Here is a 15754-nt window from a genome sequence, read left to right on the forward strand (position 1 = left end):
GTGTCTCCTTGGATATCAGTCGAAACTCAGGACCACTTTCATGGACTGCGTGCGGTCGGCCGCCAGCGCGAAGGCGCGGCCCGCGTCGCGGAACGACAGCGTGGCCGAGACCAGGGGCTTCAAGTCCACCAGCCGCTGGTTGATGAGCTGCACGGCCACGCCGAATTCCTCGTGGAAGCGGAAGGTGCCGCGCAGGTCGAACTCCTTGGCCACGACCACGTTGAAGGGCAGCGTGAGTTCCGCGCCCGACAGGCCCAGCTGCACGATCACGCCACGCGGGCGCACCACGTCGAAGGCCGCGCGCAGCGCCGCGGCGTTGCCGCTGGACTCGAACAGCACGTCGAACTGGCCCTTGTCCACCGCGTACTTCGCGAGCGCCTCGGGCTGCTCGGCCACATTGATGGCTTCATCGGCGCCGATCTGCAGCGCCTTGCGCAAGGTGTTGGCGACCACGTCGGTGACGACGATGCGCGTGGCGCCGGCCCGGCGCGCGGCGATCACGACCATGGCGCCGATGGGCCCGCAGCCCGTCACCAGCACCGTGCGGCCCAGCAGCGGCCCGGCACGGTTCACGGCATGCAGCGCCACGGCCAGCGGCTCGGCCATCGCGCCTTCGGCATCGCTCACGCCATCGGCCAGCGGGAAGGCCTGGCTCTGGTGGATCACGATCTCGCGCCGGAACGCGCCCTGCACATGCGGCATGCGCATGGCGCTGCCGTAGTAGCGCATGTCCAGGCAGTGGTTCTGCAGGCCCATCAGGCAGAAGCGGCAGGCGCTGCAGGGCTGGCTGGGGTTGATGGCCACGCGCGTGCCCACGGGCAGGGTGGTCACGCCGGCGCCCAGTTCCTCGATGGCGCCGGCCGCCTCGTGGCCCAGCACCATGGGCTGCTGGATGCGGATGGTGCCGAAGCCGCCATGCTGGAAATAGTGCAGGTCCGAGCCGCAGATGCCGCCCGCGCGCACGCGCACGCGGACCTGGCCGGCTTCGACGGCGGGGGTGGGGACGTCCTCGACGCGCAGGTCGTTAGGGGCGTGGATGACCAGGGCTTCCATGGTGTGTCTCGCAAAGTGTGGGTGGTAGGGCTCAGCGGTTCACTGCGTCGCAGAGGTTCCGAAGGCCGCGGAGCAGGCCATGCCAGCGCACCCGCGGAACTGGCTCTGCCAAGCCGCTGGGTGCGCCCCCTCGCGCAGCAGGGGGGGTTGGCGGAGCGCGTAGCGCGGAGACTGGGGGGGATACATCTATCTCGTCATCCATTCCAGCGGCCACATGACGATCTGCGGGAACAGCACCAGCAGGAACATCACGATGGTCTGCGCCACCATGAACGGAATCACGCCCTTGATGGCGCCGCTCATCGGGATCTTGGCCACGCCGCAGACTACGTTGAGCACCGTGCCCACCGGCGGCGTCACCAGCCCGATGGCGTTGTTCATGATGAACAGCACGCCGAAGTACACCGGGTCGATGCCGGCCTGCTTGAGCACCGGCATCAGCACCGGCGTCATGATCAGCACCGTGGGCGTGAAGTCCAGCGCCGTGCCGACCAGCAGCACCAGCACCATCAGCGTGAAGGTCAGCAGCATCTTGTTGTCCATCAGCGGCGCCACCAGTTCTGCGAGCTGCTGCGGAATGTTTGCGGTGGTGATGAGCCAGGCCGACACGCCGGCCGCCGACACCAGGAACATGATGATCGCCGTGGTCTCGGCCGCGCGGTAGAACAGCTGGAACAGCTGCGATGGCTTGATCTCGCGGTAGACGAACATGCCGACCACCAGCGAGTACATGGCTGCGATCACCGCGGCTTCGGTCGGCGTGAACCAGCCGAACTTGAGGCCGCCGACGATCACGATGGGCAGCACCATGGCCCACAGCGCCTGGCGCGTGGCCGTCAGCCGTTCGGCCGTGGTCCTGCGTGGCTCGGTCGTCACCGAATCGCGGCCGATGCACCAGCGCCAGGCGAGCATGATGGCCACACCCATGAGCAGGCCCGGCACGATGCCGGCGATGAACAGCTTGGTGATGGAGACCCCGCCCGTCACGCCGTACAGGATCATCGCGATGGAGGGCGGGATCACCGGCGCGATGATGCCGCCGCAGGCGATCAGGCCGCAGGAGCGGTTCACGTCGTAGCCGGCCTTGCGCATCAGCGGCACCAGCACGGCGGCCAGTGCGGCGGTGTCGGCCACGGCCGAGCCCGAGAGGGATGCCATGACCACCGCGGCCATCACGGCCACGTAGCCCAGCCCGCCGCGGATGTGGCCGATCCAGGCCATGGCCATGACGATGATGCGGCGCGTCATGCCGCCCGCGTTCATGAACTCGCCGGCTAGCATGAAGAAGGGCACGGCCAGCAGAGGGAAGCTGTTGGCGCCGTCCCACATGTTCTGCACCACGATCTGCGGATCGGTGAAGCCCATGGTGTACATGATGGCCAGGCCGCAGCCGATCAACGCGAAGGCCACCGGCATGCCCAGGGCCATGAGGCCCAGCAGCGAGGCGATGAAGATGAAGATGGTCATGGCGCGCGGCCTCCGGCGGTCTGGGCCTGCATGTCGCGCTCGGCGTGCAGCGCGTCGTCCATGCCTTCCTCGTGCACGTCGATGAGTTCGTCGTCGCCCACCTGCCCGGCAAACAGCCGCACGAGGTTGGACAGGCAGATCAGCCCGATGGCCGCGCCCGTGAGGTAGCTCACGCCGTAGACCCACAGCATGCTCCACTGGGCCACCGGCGAGGCGTTGCCCGCGATGATGTCGTGCTGCAGCCAGGTGCCGTAGACGATGTAGCCGCAGCACACCAGCATGATGGCCTGGCTGATGCCCCAGCAGACCCGGCGCCCCATCGACGGCAGCATCTGCACCACCAGATCCACGCCCAGGTGGGCACGCTTGCGCATGCCCACGATGGCGCCCAGGAAGGTCAGCCAGATGAAGGCGAAGCGCGGCACCTCTTCGGACAGGTCGATGCCGGTGTTCATGAACAGTCGCAGCATCACGTTGCCGAACACCATGACCAGCATGACGACCAGGCACAGCACCATCACGATTTCGAGCAGGCGCGTGAGGCCGTCTGCCAAGGCCTTCAAAGGTCTGACCATGGTGGGCTTACTTGCCGGCCGCGCGGGCCTTGTCGATCTCGGCCAGGAAGCCCTTGACGAAGTCGTCGCCGATCACGGGCGAGAACTTGGCGACCACGGGCTTGACCTTGTCCTGCACGCGCGCGAGCTCGGCCGCGCTCATGGTGTTGACGGTGACGCCGGCCGCCTTGAACTTGCCCATGACCTCGGCATCGCCATCGTCCAGCAGCTTGCGCTGGTACAGGCCGGCCTCGGTGGCGGCCTTCTGCACGCCGGCCTTGTCCTCGGCCGACAGGCTGTCCCAGAACTTCTTGGACGCCACCATGGCCACCGGTGTGTAGACGTGGTTGGTCACGGTGATGAACTTCTGCACTTCCTGCATCTTGTTCGCGTACATGTGCTGCAGCGGGTTCTCCTGCCCGTCCAGCGCCTTGATCTCCAAGGCCGGGAACACTTCCGCGAAGGCCATGGGCGTGGCGTTGGCGCCGATGGTCTTCCAGGTCTCCAGCGCGACCGGGTTGGTCATCACGCGGATCTTCAAACCGCTCACGTCTTCGAGCTTGGCCACGCTGCGCTTGCTGTTGGACAGGTTGCGAAAGCCCATGCCGGTCCAGGTCAGGCCCACCAGGCCGGCCGGGGCGATCTTCTCGAAGATCTGCTTGGAGGACGGGCCGTCCAGCACGGCATAGACCTCGCGCTGGTCGCGGAACATGAAGGGCAGGTCCCAGACCTGCACCTCTTTCACGCGCGTGGACAGCGGTGCCAGCGTGCCGATGTACAGGTCCTGCGTGCCCGACTGCACGGCCTGCAGCTGCTTCTCGTCGCTGCCCAGCACGGCCGAGTGGTAGGCCTGGATCTTGACGTTGCCCTTGGTGTAGGTGGAGGCCAGCTCGGTGAACTTGTTCATCGCCGCGGCCTGCGGGTGGCTTTCGGGCATGGCATGGCCGATGCGGGCCTTGACTTCGGCCATGGCGGGCGCGGCCAGAGCGCAGGCGGCGGCGATGGCGAGCAGGGTGCGGCGGGCGATGGGGTGCTGGATCATGGGGTGTCCTTGGATGTCAAAAAATTACTGCGTGTTCTCGATGGACTTGAGCAGGTCGGGGCCGAGCTTCTCGCCGAAGGTCTTGGCCATGGGCTCGGAGACGATCTTCTGGAACGGCGCCATGTCGACCTGTTCGACCACCTGCATGCCGGCCTTCTTGAGCTCGGCCACCCACTTGCCGGCGTTGCTGGCGTTCAGCTCGCGCTGGTAGCGGGCGGCCTCGCGCGCGGCCTCGACCACCACCGTCTGGTACTCGGGCGGCAGGCTGTCGTACTTCGCCTTGTTCATGACCAGGATGAGCGGCGAGTAGATGTGGTTGCTGACCGTGAGGTACTTCTGCACCTCGTAGAACTTGGCCGACAGCGTGACGTTGATCGGGTGTTCCTGCGCGTCGAAGGCGCCCATCTCCAGCGCCGAATACAGCTCGGCAATCGCCAGCGGCGAGGGGTTCATGCCCAGCAGCTTGAAGGCCTGGATGTGGTACGGGTTGGGCGTGGAGCGGATCTTCAGGCCCTTCAAATCCTCGGGCGTGCGGATCGGGCGCTTGCTGTTGGTGAAGGCGCGCCAGCCGTTCTCCCAATACGCCAGGCCCTTCAGGCGCTGCGCATCGAACTCGCCCAGCACCTTGGTGCCGATGGGGCCGTCGAGCACGGTGTAGGCGTGCTGCGCGGTGCGAAACACGAAGGGCAGCTCGAACGCGGCCGTGGCCGGCACGATGCCGTTGTAGTTGGACGCGCCACTGGAGACGATGTCGATGGTGCCGCCGCGCGCGCCGCTGATCATGGCCGCGTCCGTGCCCAGCGTGCTGGACGGGAACACGGCGATCTCCACGTCGCCGTTGGTGCGCTGCTTCACGAGCTCGGCCATCTTCAGGGCCGCGGCATGCTGGCCGTCGGTGGTGTTCACCGCATGGCCGAGCTTGAGATTGAACTTGGCGGCCAGCGCGCCCGTGGGCAGGCAGGCGGCGGCCAGGCAGGCCAGGGCGAGGCTCGCGATCTTCTTGTGCATGCTGTGTCTCCTTCGTTGTGGATGGGGTCAGTTCAGCTGGTTGACCAGCGCTTGTCCTTGCGCCAGCCGCTGGATGTTGTCGGCCATGGTCTGCTGGCGGCGGCGCACGGTGCCGTTCGTCCAGCCCGACATGTGCGGCGCCATGCGCACGTTGTCGAGCTCGGCGAAGGGCAGCCGCGAGGGCTGCACCGTGGGCTGCGCGGGCGTGGGGTACTGGTACCAGGTGTCGATGACGGCATGGCCCAGGTGGCGGCTCTTGAGTGCGTCGTAGAGCGCCTGCTCGTCGATCACGGGGCCGCGCGCCACGTTGACGATGGTGCTGCCGGGCCGCATGGCGGCGATGGCGGCGGCGTCGACGATGCCGGTGGTCTCGGGCGTCAGCGGCAAGGTGACGATGACGATGTCCACGCTGGCCATGAAGGCGTGCAGCTCGGTCAGCCCGAAGGCGCGGTCCACGCCTGCGTCGGGCTTCAGCGGGCTGCGGTTGGCGGCGTGCACGCGCATGCCGAAGGCGCGCGCGCGGTGGGCGATGGCCTGGGCGATGTGGCCGAAGCCCAGGAGGCCGATGCTTTGGCTGCCCAGCTCGGTGCGCAGCGCGCCGGGTCGGCCGGCCCAGAAGGTCCATTCGCCGCGGCGCAGGTCGGCATCGGCGCGGGCCAGCGGCACATGCTGCTCCAGCAGCGCGGCGAACACGTATTCGGCGATCGCGTGCTCGTGGCCGTGGCAGTTGCACAGCGCGGTCTGTGTGGGCAGGGCGGCGCGGTCGATCATGTCGGTGCCGGCCGCGGGTGCGTGGTACAGGCGCGCGTTGGCCAGCGTGGGCATGCTCGCGTCGAGCTTGGTGCCGATCAGCACGTCGGCGCTGGCGAAGTGATCGGCCTCGCCAGGCGCGTTCAAGGCGTCGCTGACGTGGACGATCTCGTGGCCGGGGCCGATGAGGTCGGCGAAGCCCTCGCGGAAGCCGCCAGCGTTCTGGCCGTGGAAGACGATCTTCATGGGAGTCCTTGTCAAGGCAGCGCGAGGCTGCCGTCCAGCAAACGGGTCTGGGTCCAGGTGGTGACGCCGGCGGTCGCCGGGTACTTGGCGGCCTCGGCCTCGTTCAGGTCCACGCCCAGGCCCGGCTTGTCGTTGGCGTAGACGAAGCCTTGCCGACATTCCGGCAGGCCCGGGAACACGTCGAGCAGCGCACTGCCCGAGCCGCTCAGTTCCTGGATCACGAAGTTCGGCGGCTCGGTGCCCGACCATTCCTGGATGCCGAAGTTGCGCGCCGCCAGGTCCATGTGGATGTTGGCCGCATGGCCCAGCGGCGACTGGTCGCCCGGGCCGTGCCAGGCGGTGCGCACGCCGTACTGCTCGGCAAAGAGTTGCAGCTTGCGCGTGGGCGTGATGCCGCCGAGCTGGCTGGGGTGCACGCGGATGAAGTCGATCAGGCGTTCCGCGATCAGCGTGCGCCACTCGAAGGGGTGGTTGAACAGCTCGCCCTGGGCCAGCGGCGTGCTGGTCTGTGCGCGCAGGCGGCGCAGCCAGTCGCCTTCTTCGAGCGGGATCGCGTCTTCGAGGAAGAACAACTGGTAGGGCTCGAGCTGCTGCGCCAGCCGCACCGCATCGGCCGGGCGCAGGCGCTCGTGCACGTCATGGCACAGCTCGACGTCGAAGCCCAGCTTGGCGCGCAGCGCGTCGAACAGGGCCACGGTGTCGCGCATGTAGCGGCGTGGTTCGAGGTAGATGCCTTCGGCCGAGCCTTCAGCCGCGTTGACAGGCGCGGCACTGAAGCCGCCACCGCCGTAGCCGCCGCTCTGGCAGCGGATGTGCTGGATGCCGAGCGCCTGCAGCCGCGCCACGTCGTCGCACAGCGCGGCGAGGTCGCGGCCTTCGGCATGGCGGTACACGGGCACGCCCTGGCGCACCTTGCCGCCCAGCAGCTGGTACAGGGGCATGCCGGCGAGCTTGCCCTTCAAATCCCACAGCGCCATGTCAACGCCCGACATCGCGTTGTTCTCGATGGGCCCGTTGCGCCAGTAGGCGTTCTGGTGCATGAGCTGCCACAGCTCCTCGATGGCCTCGGCATCGCGGCCGACCAAGAGGGGCTTCAGGTATTGCTCGACCACGCATTGCACCGCCAGGTGGCGGTAGGCGAAGGTGGCGCAGCCCAGGCCGTAAAGGCCGGGCTGGTTGGTCTCCACCTTCACGACCAGCAGGTTGATGCCCTGCGGCGCCGTGGCGATGGCGGTGACGTTGGTGATCCGCGTGGCCATGTCAGAGCACGGAGAGCCAGCCGCCGTCCACGTAAATGATCTGCCCGTTCACGTAGTCCGACGCGCTGGACGCCAGGTACACGGCCGTGCCGGCCAGCTCATCGGGCCGGCCCCAGCGCTTGGTGGGGTTGCTGGCCTTGACCCAGGCGTCGAATTCGGGGTTGTCGACCAGCGCCTGGTTCATGTCGGTCAGGATGTAGCCGGGGCCGATGCTGTTGGCCTGGATGTTGTGCACCGCCCATTCGGCCGCCATGGCCTTGGACAGCAGCTTGATGCCGGCCTTGGCCACCGTGTAGGGCGCCACCGTGGCGCGCGCGGAGGCGCTGGTCAGCGAGCCGATGTTGATGATCTTGCCGGCCTTGCGCGGCACCATGCGGCGCGCGGCCTCGCGGCCCACCAGGAAGGCGGCCGTGAGGTTGGTGTCGATCACGCGCTGCCAGTCGGCCAGCGGCAAATCGAGCATGGGCTGGCGGTGCTGGATGCCGGCGTTGTTGACCACGATGTCGATCTGCCGGCCGTCCGCATCGAACCGGGCGAAGGCCGCCGCGACGGAGGGCTCCTGCGCCACGTCGAACACCGCGCCGCTGGCGCCGATGCCCTCGGCCTGCAGCTTGGCGACGGCCTCGTCCACGGCCGGTTGCCGGCGGCCATTGACCACGATGTGCGCGCCGGCCCGCCCCAGGCCCTGGGCGATGGCAAAGCCGATGCCGCGCGTGGAGCCGGTGATCAGCGCGCTGCGGCCGGACAGGTCGAAGGGGTTGCGGGGGGTGTTCGTGTTCATGCCGGGGAATCTATCGGAGGTATGACGTTTGGCGGATCGGGAGAAACCCGAAACCGGTTTCATCCTGCCTTCGTTACCCTTGCCGGGCCGCATGTCAAACGTATGATGTGCCGTTACAAATGAACACCACACCGCTTCCCCGCAGCACCACGCTCCACGAGCAGGTCGTGGCCCAGCTCGGCCGCGACATCAGCGGCGGCCTGTACCCGCCCGGCGCGCTGCTGCCGTCCGAACCCGAGCTGTGTGAGCGCTTCGGCTTCTCGCGCATCGTGATCCGCGAGGCCATCAAGTCGCTGGTGGCCAAGGGCATGCTGGAGGTGAGCCGCCGCGTCGGCACGCTGGTGCGCGACACGGCCCATTGGAATTTGTTCGACCCCGACGTGATCACTTGGCGCGCGGCCTCGGCCGATTTCGACACCACCATGGCGCGCGACCTGATGGAGCTGCGCCGCATCGTCGAACCCGCCGCCGTGCGCCTGGCGGCAGAACGCGCCAGCGCCGAGGAGCGGCGTGCCCTGCGCGCGGCCTACATGGCCATGGCCCGCGCCGTGGCCGGCAAGGGCGACTACGTGGAGGCCGACGTGGCCTTCCACACCACCATCTTGCTGGCCTGCGGCAACCAGTACCTGCGCCAGATGCAGCAGGCCATGTCGGCCATGCTGGAGGCCAGCTTCGCCATCGTGGCGCAAAAGCCGGGCGGGCCGGCCGCCTCGCTGCCGCTGCACGAGGCCGTGTGCGTGGGCATCGAACGCGGCGAGCCGGCCGCGGCCGAGGCCGCCGCGATCACGTTGATCGTGAGCGCCGAACAGGACCTGCGCGCTCTGCTGGCCGAGCGCCGCCGCGCCACCGGCACCAGCGCGCCCATGGCCGTGCGGGCGCGCCATGTGCCGGCCCGCAAAGCCAAGGTCACCCGATGAAGATCCGCGCCTTCCACACCTACCACGTCGCGCCGCGTTGGCTGTTCCTCAAAATCGAGACCGACGAGGGCATCAGCGGCTGGGGCGAGCCGGTCATCGAAGGCCGCGCGCGCACCGTGGAGGCGGCGGTGCACGAACTCTGCGCCACGCTGGTGGGGCAGGACCCGCGCCGCATCAACGACCACTGGCAGTCCATGGTGCGCACGCACTTCTACCGCGGCGGGCCCATCCTGATGAGTGCGATTGCCGGCATCGACCAGGCGCTGTGGGACATCCTGGGCAAGTCGCTCGACTCGCCCGTGCACCAGCTGCTGGGCGGCCGTGTGCGCGACCGCATCCAGGTCTACAGCTGGGTGGGCGGCGACCGGCCGGCCGACGTGGTGGAGCAGATCCACCGGCTGCGCGAGGGCGGTTTCGACACCTTCAAGCTCAACGGCTGCGAGGCCATGCGCATGCTCGATTCGGTGCGCGCCATCGACCGCGCCGTCAGCGTGCCGGCGCAGGTGCGCGATGCCTTCGGCACGGAGGTGGATTTCGGCCTCGATTTCCACGGCCGCGTGGCGCTGCCCATGGCCCGCCCGCTGCTGCGCGCGCTGGAGCCGCTGCGCCCGCTGTTCGTCGAGGAGCCGGTGCTGGCCGATCAGGCCGAGCAGTACCCAGTGCTGGCGGCGGCCACCAGCATCCCGCTGGCGGCTGGCGAGCGCATGTACACGCGCCAGGAATTCAAGCAGGTGCTGCAGCGCGGCGGCATCGCCATCCTGCAGCCGGATCTGTCGCATGCCGGCGGCATCACCGAATGCCACAAGATCGCCGCGATGGCCGAGGCCTACGACGTGGCGCTGGCCCCGCACTGCCCGCTGGGCCCGATTGCGCTGGCGGCCTGTTTGCAGCTGGACTTCGTGGCCTACAACGCCGTGCTGCAGGAGCAGAGCATGGGCATCCACTACAACCAGGGCGCCGAGCTGTTGGACTACGTGGTGAACAAGGCAGACTTCGCGATCAAGGACGGCCACATCGAGGCCTGGGACAAGCCCGGCCTGGGCGTGGAGATCGACGAGGAGCGCGTGCTGCACGCGAGCAAGAACCCGCCGGACTGGCACAACCCGCAGTGGCGCCACGGGGATGGGAGCGTGGCGGAGTGGTGAGGACCGCGACCGGCGTGGCGCGCGCTCAGCCTCTCGCCATGCGGGTCTGCATCGTCTCCGTGCCGCCCTGCCCGCCTTCGCGGAAGGCACGCCTGTAGGACGACGGTGAGGTATGCACCAGGCGTGCAAAGTGATGTCTCAGCGACAACGCCGTGCCGAAGCCCACGTCCGCGGCAACCCGCTCGATCGTCAGGTCCGTGGTTTCCAGCAACTGCTGCGCCTTGCCGATGCGTTCTGCCACCAGCCATTGGTTCACAGTGGTGCCCGTGGCTTCTCGGAAGCGGCGAGTGAAGGTCCGCCGGCTCATGCGCGCCACTTCGGCCAGCGTATCCAGCGACAAAGGCTCCGACAGATGCGCGCGTGCCCACTGCAGCACGCCGGGCAGGCGCTTCTCGCTGGGCAGCGCCGGCACGGGCTGCTCGATGTACTGGGCTTGCCCGCCCTGTCGATGGGGCGGCGTGACCAGCAGCCGGGCCACGCGGTTGGCTACATCGGCTCCGTGGCGCAACCGTACGATGTGCAGGCAGCAGTCGATCGCAGCCACCGTACCAGCCGATGTGAGGACCTGGCCATCGTCCACGTACAGCACGTCCGGATGGAACGCCGTCCCGGGAAAGCGTTGGGCGAAGAGGTCGCGGCAGGCCCAATGGGTGGTCGCGCGCCGCCCATCCAACAGGCCCGCGTCCCCCAACACGAAGGCACCCAGACACAGGCCCACCACGTGCGCGCCGCGCGCGTGGGCCTGCCGCAGGGCGTCGGTCAGCGCCACGGGGGCGGCGATGTCGGGGTGGTTCCAGGAGGGGACGACCACGATGTCGGCGCCGGCCATGGCCTCCAGGCCGCCAGGCACCGCGATCTCCACCCCCTGCGCGCAGCGCACGCGGCCGGGTGTGGGCGCGCAGTACCGCACCTCGTACGTCGGCAGGCCAGGGGGCGGCGGCTCGACGCCGAACACGATGCCGGGAACGGAGAGATGGAACAGGCTGATGCCATCGAAGGCCAGGACGGCGACACGGACGGGTGGCATGGATTCGGTAGTGGCGGGTGCGCCGTAGTTTGGCCCAATTTCATCCAGGATGGGCATTCAGGCCAATGGCGCGTGGGCGGGCCGTTCCCGAGAATTCGAAGCCATCCCACCCCGTCACCTGAAAGAAAGAGGCCAATCCATGCGCCAGCGCGCCGTCATCGTCGTCGACCTTCAAAACGAATACCTCGCCACGGGCAAGCTGCCGCTGGTCGGGATCGAGGCCGCTTTGGCCAACGCCGCCCGCGTCATCTCGGCGACGCGCGCCCGAGGCGAGCTGCTCATCCATGTCCGGCACGAGGTGGCCGTGCCGGGTGCACCCATCTTCAACCCCGGCACCGCCGGAGTGCAGATCATCCCCGCCGTGTCGCCGGCCGATGGCGAGCCGGTCGTCGTGAAGAACCACCCCAACTCCTTTCGCGACACCGCGCTGAAGCAGATGCTGGACGAGCGAGGCATCCAGGAATTGGTGGTGATCGGGGCGATGAGCCACATGTGCGTCGAGGCGACCAGCCGTGCCGCTGCCGACTTCGGCTACCCCGTCACCGTGGTGCACGACGCCTGCGCGACGATGGACCTGGCGTTCGAGGGCACACAGGTGCCCGCGGCGCAGGTGCATGCCGCCTCGATGGCGGCGCTGGCGTTCTCCTATGCGTCGATCACCACCACCGAAGCGTATGCGGCCTGATGCGTAAACTGCCGGTCCGATGACTGCGCCCCCGCCCGAAGCAGCGCACGCAGAAGCCCCGTACGCCTGGGTCGTGGTCTGGGCGGCGTTCGCCAGCCTGGCCATCATCTTCGGCGTCGCCTATTCCTTCGCGGCCTTCTTCGCATCCTTTGCCGCCGACTTCCAGGCCTGCCGCGCCGACATCGCGCTGGTGTTCGGCCTGTGCGGCCTGGTCTACTTCATCGGCGGCATCGGCGGCGGCCTGCTGGCGGACCGCTTCTGCCCGCGGCGCGTGTGCGGCGCCGGCATGGTCTGCATCGCGCTGGGCCTGCTAGGCGCCAGCGCAGCGCGCTCCATGTCGGCCATCTACCTGGCCTACGGCGTGGGCGTGGGGGTCGGCATCGCGCTGGTCTACACGCCTGCGATCGGTTGCGTGCAACCCTGGTTCACGCGCCGCCGCGGGCTGGCGGCAGGGATCGCCAGCGCCGGCATCGGCGCCGGCACGCTGGCCGTGCCACTGCTGGCCACCGCGGCCATTGCCGCCTGGCAGTGGCGCGACGCGATGCGCGTGCTGGCACTCGCCACGGCAGTGCTGGGCGTGGCCGCGACCTGGCTGCTGCTGCGCGCGCCCGCGGCCACCGGCAACGCCACCACGGCCCCGCAGGGCCTGAGCCTGCGCGAGACGCTGCGCACGCGTGCGTTCTGGTGGCTTTATGCGGGCACGCTGACGGCTGCGCCCACCATGTTCATCCCCTTTGCCCACGCCTCGGCCTCGGCGCGCGACCTCGGCGTGGGCGAGGCCCAGGCCGTGGGGCTGGTGGGCATCATCGGCATCGGCAGCCTGGTGGGCCGATTCGCCATCGGCGCGCTGGCCGACCGCATGGGCCGCGGCCGCACGCTGGTGCTGATGCAGGCCTCGATGGGCGCGTCGTACCTGCTGTGGATGGCGGCCGGCGGCTACCCGGCGCTGCTGGGGTTCGCGCTGTGGTTCGGCCTGAGCTACGGCGGCATCGTCTCGCTGCTGCCGGCGCTGTGCATGGACCTGTTCGGTGCCCGCGCCGTGGCGAGCACCATCGGCACGTTGTACAGCGGTGCGGCCCTGGGCAACCTGCTCGGGCCGGTGCTGGCCGGCGCGGTGTTCGACCGCACGGGCAGCTACACGGGTGTCATGCTGGGCTGTGTGGGTCTTTCGGTGCTGGCGACGGTGGCGTCAGCGCGGGTGCGCGCTACAGCCGCGTGAGCTGCAGGGCGCTCTGTGTGACGCCGCTCACTGCGGCACCAGCCCCGACGCCTTCACCAGCTCCGCGTGCAACTTGCTCTCGTCCGCAATCGTCTTGCCGAACTGCTCGGGCGTGGTGGGCGCCACGTCCATGCCGGCCTCGCGCAGCTGGTTCTTCACCTCGTCGCTGGCCAGGATGGCGTGGATCTGCTTGTTCAGCTGGTCGATGATGGGGCGCGGCGTGCGGGCCGGGGCCAGCATGCCGATCCAGGTCTGAAACACCATGTTGTCGATGCCGGCCTCCTTCATGGTGGGCACGTCGGCGACCAGCGGCGAGCGCTGCTCGCTCATGATGGCCAGCGCCGTCAGCTTGCCGGCCTTGATGTGGGGCAGCGCCTCGGGCAGCGGGGCGAACAGCATGTCCACATTGCCGCCCAAGAGGTCGTTGATGGCCAGCGCGCCGCCCTTGTAGGGGATGTGCGTCATGCGCACCTTCATGCGTGTCTCGAACATCAATGCCGCCAGGTGCTGCGGGCTGCCGTCGCCCGAGGATGCGTAGTTCACCGCCTCGGGCTTGGCCTTGGCCGCGGCCAGCACGGCGCCGGCGTTGGCGAACTTCGTCCGGTCCTTGACCACCAGCACCATGGCCTGGTTGGCCAGCTTGGTGATGGGCGCGAAGTCGGCCTGCGCGTCGTAGGGCATGTCCTTGAAGATGTGCTGGTTGGTCGTCAGGAACGAGGCCGGCGAAGCCATCAGCGTGTAGCCGTCGGGCGCGGCCTTGGCCACGATGGGCAGGCCGATGCGGCCCGAGGCGCCGGCCCGGTTGTCGACGATGAAGGGCTGGCCGGTCTGCGCGGCCAGCTTCTGGCCCACCAGGCGCGCGATCATGTCCACGCCGCCGCCGGCCGGCAGGGCGACCATGAGCTTGACGGGCTTGTCGGGATAGGGGCCCTGGGCCAGCGCGGGCGCGGCGGCCGCCAGCAGGCCCAGCGTGCAAGCCAGGAGGGAAAGTCGGCGGGTCGTGTTCATGGGGCGGCTCCGGTTCAGGCAGGGGTGGTGAAAGTGGATGCGGGGGCGACGCGCTGCGCCAGGCGCAGGCGTGTGATCGCGGCGATCTCGTCGAGAGCGGCGGCCAGCTCGGTCGCGCGGTCGTGCTGCAGCCGTTGCTCGAAGGCTTGCAGCGCCGATGCGCGCGTGTGGCGGCGGATGCACAGGATGAATGGGAAGCCGAAACGCGTGCGGTAGGCTGCGTTCAGGGCGTCCCAGCGTTGTGCGCTGGCGGCGTCCAGCGTGGCCAGGTCCAGGCTGGCCTGCTCGGCGATGGAGTCGTCGGTCATGGTGCCGCGGCGTGTGTCGGCGCCGGCCAGTTCCGGATGGCCGGCGTAGAAGGCGATGCGGGCCGGCTCGTCCAGCGCGGCGACCACCGCGACCATGGCGCCGTGCAGAGCGGCCACGCTGGCGAACGGGCGCTGCTGCACCACGCGCTCGGGCACCCAGGGGGCGTGTTCCCAGATCTCGGCCAGCGCCGCGACGAACGCGTCCGGCGGGCAGGTGTTGAGGGATTCCAGGGTCAGCATTGATGTCATGGGCTGCATCGTAGGCAGGCGGTGTGTTGCCGTCCATCACAGAATTGGCACCGTTGCATGCGCAAAATCAGTACGATGCGCCGCAACTGCCCGGAGCCCCTCCATGCGCCATTCGCTCGTTCCCGCCAGCCTGCGCTATGCCGACCAGGTCGCACGTTCCGGCTCGATCCAGAAGGCCGCGCGCGAGCTGCACGTGGCCGCGTCGGCGATCAACCGCCAGATCCTGCAGCTGGAGGACGAGTTCGGCGTGCCGCTGTTCGAGCGGCTGCCGCGCGGCATGCAGCTCACGGCCTCGGGCGAGGCGCTCATCGCGCTGGTGCGGCGCTGGGGGCAGGACGAGCGCCGCCTGGTGGCCGAGGTGCGGCGCATCCAGGGCGTGCACCAGGGCCATGTGTCGCTGGTGGCGATGGACAGCCTGTCCACCAGCGTGCTGCCGCGGCTGGTGGGGCAACTGAGCGCGCAGCATCCGCTGGTGAGCCTGTCCATCGAACTGGCCACGCCCGACGACGCCGAGGTAGCGCTCATGGGCGGCAAGGCCGACTTGGCCGCCATCTTCAACCTGGCGCCGCGGCGCGAACTGCTGGTGCTGTGGAAGGCCGAGCTGCCATTGGGCTGCGTGGTGGCGCCGGGGCATGCCTTGGCGCAGTCCGCCAGCGTGAGTTTCCAGGAGGCCACGCAGCACCCGGTGGCGCTGCAAAGCCGGGCGTTGACGATCCGCCGCTACCTGGAGGCGCAGTACAGCTGGCTGTTCCAGGCGCCGCGCCGCTTCGTGGAGAGCAATTCACTGCAGCTTGTGAAGCAGCTCGCGATGGCGGGCCAGCATGTGGTGTTCACGTCCGAGCTCGATGCCGCGGCCGAGCTGGCCGACGGCCGGCTGGTGTTCGTGCCCATCCGCGACCGCAGCGCCGAGCCGCAGGGCATCAGCGTGGCGGTGGATTCGGCCCGGCCGCCGGGCTCGGTGGTGAAGCTGGTGGCCGAGCAGCTGATTGCGGTGCTGCAGGAGGGGTTGGCGGCGGCGCGGGCGGTGAGGGGATGA

General features: G+C 69.0%; 16 protein-coding genes. 5 read left to right on the forward strand and 11 right to left on the reverse strand.

The genetic code is table 11. From position 1 onward, the window contains the following. Positions 1 to 15 precede the first annotated feature (15 nt). The 8 genes from ASF43_RS24830 to ASF43_RS24865 all read right to left on the reverse strand — a co-directional run bounded on the left by ASF43_RS24830 (position 16) and on the right by ASF43_RS24865 (position 8160). On the reverse strand, positions 16 to 1053 hold the full coding sequence (locus tag ASF43_RS24830) for an L-idonate 5-dehydrogenase (protein ID WP_056187269.1): 1038 nt from the start codon (positions 1051 to 1053) through the stop codon (positions 16 to 18). Positions 1054 to 1239: 186 nt separating this feature from the next. Beyond that, positions 1240 to 2520, reverse strand: a complete 1281-nt coding sequence (locus ASF43_RS24835) for a TRAP transporter large permease (protein ID WP_056187272.1) — start codon at positions 2518 to 2520, stop codon at positions 1240 to 1242. Beyond that, positions 2517 to 3095, reverse strand: a complete 579-nt coding sequence (locus ASF43_RS24840) for a TRAP transporter small permease (protein WP_056187275.1) — start codon at positions 3093 to 3095, stop codon at positions 2517 to 2519. The genes ASF43_RS24835 and ASF43_RS24840 overlap by 4 nt, the downstream gene beginning before the upstream one ends. Before the next feature lie 7 nt (positions 3096 to 3102). Further along, positions 3103 to 4116: a TRAP transporter substrate-binding protein gene (locus ASF43_RS24845; protein ID WP_056187278.1), complete on the reverse strand. Its 1014-nt coding sequence runs from the start codon at positions 4114 to 4116 to the stop codon at positions 3103 to 3105. Positions 4117 to 4140: 24 nt separating this feature from the next. Beyond that, positions 4141 to 5124 (reverse strand): TRAP transporter substrate-binding protein, encoded by a 984-nt coding sequence (locus ASF43_RS24850; protein ID WP_056187280.1) that lies wholly within the window; start codon positions 5122 to 5124, stop codon positions 4141 to 4143. Positions 5125 to 5151: 27 nt separating this feature from the next. Beyond that, positions 5152 to 6120, reverse strand: a complete 969-nt coding sequence (locus ASF43_RS24855; protein WP_056187283.1) for a 2-hydroxyacid dehydrogenase — start codon at positions 6118 to 6120, stop codon at positions 5152 to 5154. Between the two features lie 11 nt (positions 6121 to 6131). Next, positions 6132 to 7379 carry an enolase C-terminal domain-like protein gene (locus tag ASF43_RS24860; protein ID WP_056187287.1) on the reverse strand — a complete coding sequence of 416 codons (1248 nt, stop codon included), beginning with the start codon at positions 7377 to 7379 and terminating at the stop codon, positions 6132 to 6134. 1 nt (position 7380) lies between these two features. Next, complete coding sequence (locus ASF43_RS24865) at positions 7381 to 8160, reverse strand: SDR family oxidoreductase (RefSeq protein ID WP_056187290.1); 780 nt, start codon at positions 8158 to 8160, stop codon at positions 7381 to 7383. Between the two features lie 119 nt (positions 8161 to 8279). Here ASF43_RS24865 and ASF43_RS24870 point away from each other — a divergent pair, with 119 nt between their 5' ends. Both ASF43_RS24870 and dgoD read left to right on the forward strand, forming a co-directional pair. Further along, positions 8280 to 9077, forward strand: coding sequence for a FadR/GntR family transcriptional regulator (locus tag ASF43_RS24870; protein WP_082498152.1), 798 nt, complete (start codon positions 8280 to 8282; stop codon positions 9075 to 9077). Then, entirely contained in the window at positions 9074 to 10222 is a 1149-nt protein-coding gene (dgoD, locus tag ASF43_RS24875) for a galactonate dehydratase (RefSeq protein WP_056187293.1), read from the forward strand. Before ASF43_RS24870 ends, dgoD begins: the two co-directional genes overlap by 4 nt. Positions 10223 to 10247: 25 nt before the next feature. Here the strand turns inward: dgoD and ASF43_RS24880 are convergent, their stop codons facing one another. Further along, on the reverse strand, positions 10248 to 11249 hold the full coding sequence (locus ASF43_RS24880; protein WP_056187295.1) for a GlxA family transcriptional regulator: 1002 nt from the start codon (positions 11247 to 11249) through the stop codon (positions 10248 to 10250). 139 nt (positions 11250 to 11388) lie between these two features. Here ASF43_RS24880 and ASF43_RS24885 point away from each other — a divergent pair, with 139 nt between their 5' ends. Together ASF43_RS24885 and ASF43_RS24890 are read left to right on the forward strand one after the other, a co-directional pair. Next, positions 11389 to 11934 (forward strand): cysteine hydrolase family protein, encoded by a 546-nt coding sequence (locus tag ASF43_RS24885; protein ID WP_056187297.1) that lies wholly within the window; start codon positions 11389 to 11391, stop codon positions 11932 to 11934. 19 nt (positions 11935 to 11953) lie between these two features. After that, a complete protein-coding gene (locus tag ASF43_RS24890) occupies positions 11954 to 13153 on the forward strand; it encodes an MFS transporter (protein WP_056187301.1) in 1200 nt (399 codons plus the stop codon). A gap of 27 nt (positions 13154 to 13180) precedes the next feature. On the opposite strand, the gene ASF43_RS24895 is transcribed toward ASF43_RS24890, so the two are convergent. Both ASF43_RS24895 and uraD read right to left on the reverse strand, forming a co-directional pair. Beyond that, positions 13181 to 14161: a tripartite tricarboxylate transporter substrate binding protein gene (locus ASF43_RS24895; RefSeq protein ID WP_056187305.1), complete on the reverse strand. Its 981-nt coding sequence runs from the start codon at positions 14159 to 14161 to the stop codon at positions 13181 to 13183. 14 nt (positions 14162 to 14175) lie between these two features. Beyond that, complete coding sequence (gene uraD, locus ASF43_RS24900) at positions 14176 to 14718, reverse strand: 2-oxo-4-hydroxy-4-carboxy-5-ureidoimidazoline decarboxylase (RefSeq protein ID WP_200932607.1); 543 nt, start codon at positions 14716 to 14718, stop codon at positions 14176 to 14178. A gap of 103 nt (positions 14719 to 14821) precedes the next feature. Here uraD and ASF43_RS24905 point away from each other — a divergent pair, with 103 nt between their 5' ends. Then, on the forward strand, positions 14822 to 15754 hold the full coding sequence (locus ASF43_RS24905) for a LysR family transcriptional regulator (RefSeq protein WP_056187310.1): 933 nt from the start codon (positions 14822 to 14824) through the stop codon (positions 15752 to 15754).

This window comes from Pseudorhodoferax sp. Leaf267 (assembly GCF_001422405.1).
GTDB lineage: Bacteria > Pseudomonadota > Gammaproteobacteria > Burkholderiales > Burkholderiaceae_C > Pseudorhodoferax.

Bases quoted from the DNA above. Each gene is read 5' to 3' on its own strand.
- ASF43_RS24830 (WP_056187269.1), bottom strand. From the start codon at position 1,053: ATGGAAGCCCTGGTCATCCACGCCCCTAACGACCTGCGCGTCGAGGAC.
- ASF43_RS24835 (WP_056187272.1), bottom strand. From the start codon at position 2,520: ATGACCATCTTCATCTTCATCGCCTCGCTGCTGGGCCTCATGGCCCTG.
- ASF43_RS24840 (WP_056187275.1), bottom strand. From the start codon at position 3,095: ATGGTCAGACCTTTGAAGGCCTTGGCAGACGGCCTCACGCGCCTGCTC.
- ASF43_RS24845 (WP_056187278.1), bottom strand. From the start codon at position 4,116: ATGATCCAGCACCCCATCGCCCGCCGCACCCTGCTCGCCATCGCCGCC.
- ASF43_RS24850 (WP_056187280.1), bottom strand. From the start codon at position 5,124: ATGCACAAGAAGATCGCGAGCCTCGCCCTGGCCTGCCTGGCCGCCGCC.
- ASF43_RS24855 (WP_056187283.1), bottom strand. From the start codon at position 6,120: ATGAAGATCGTCTTCCACGGCCAGAACGCTGGCGGCTTCCGCGAGGGC.
- ASF43_RS24860 (WP_056187287.1), bottom strand. From the start codon at position 7,379: ATGGCCACGCGGATCACCAACGTCACCGCCATCGCCACGGCGCCGCAG.
- ASF43_RS24865 (WP_056187290.1), bottom strand. From the start codon at position 8,160: ATGAACACGAACACCCCCCGCAACCCCTTCGACCTGTCCGGCCGCAGC.
- ASF43_RS24870 (WP_082498152.1), top strand. From the start codon at position 8,280: ATGAACACCACACCGCTTCCCCGCAGCACCACGCTCCACGAGCAGGTC.
- dgoD (WP_056187293.1), top strand. From the start codon at position 9,074: ATGAAGATCCGCGCCTTCCACACCTACCACGTCGCGCCGCGTTGGCTG.
- ASF43_RS24880 (WP_056187295.1), bottom strand. From the start codon at position 11,249: ATGCCACCCGTCCGTGTCGCCGTCCTGGCCTTCGATGGCATCAGCCTG.
- ASF43_RS24885 (WP_056187297.1), top strand. From the start codon at position 11,389: ATGCGCCAGCGCGCCGTCATCGTCGTCGACCTTCAAAACGAATACCTC.
- ASF43_RS24890 (WP_056187301.1), top strand. From the start codon at position 11,954: ATGACTGCGCCCCCGCCCGAAGCAGCGCACGCAGAAGCCCCGTACGCC.
- ASF43_RS24895 (WP_056187305.1), bottom strand. From the start codon at position 14,161: ATGAACACGACCCGCCGACTTTCCCTCCTGGCTTGCACGCTGGGCCTG.
- uraD (WP_200932607.1), bottom strand. From the start codon at position 14,718: ATGACATCAATGCTGACCCTGGAATCCCTCAACACCTGCCCGCCGGAC.
- ASF43_RS24905 (WP_056187310.1), top strand. From the start codon at position 14,822: ATGCGCCATTCGCTCGTTCCCGCCAGCCTGCGCTATGCCGACCAGGTC.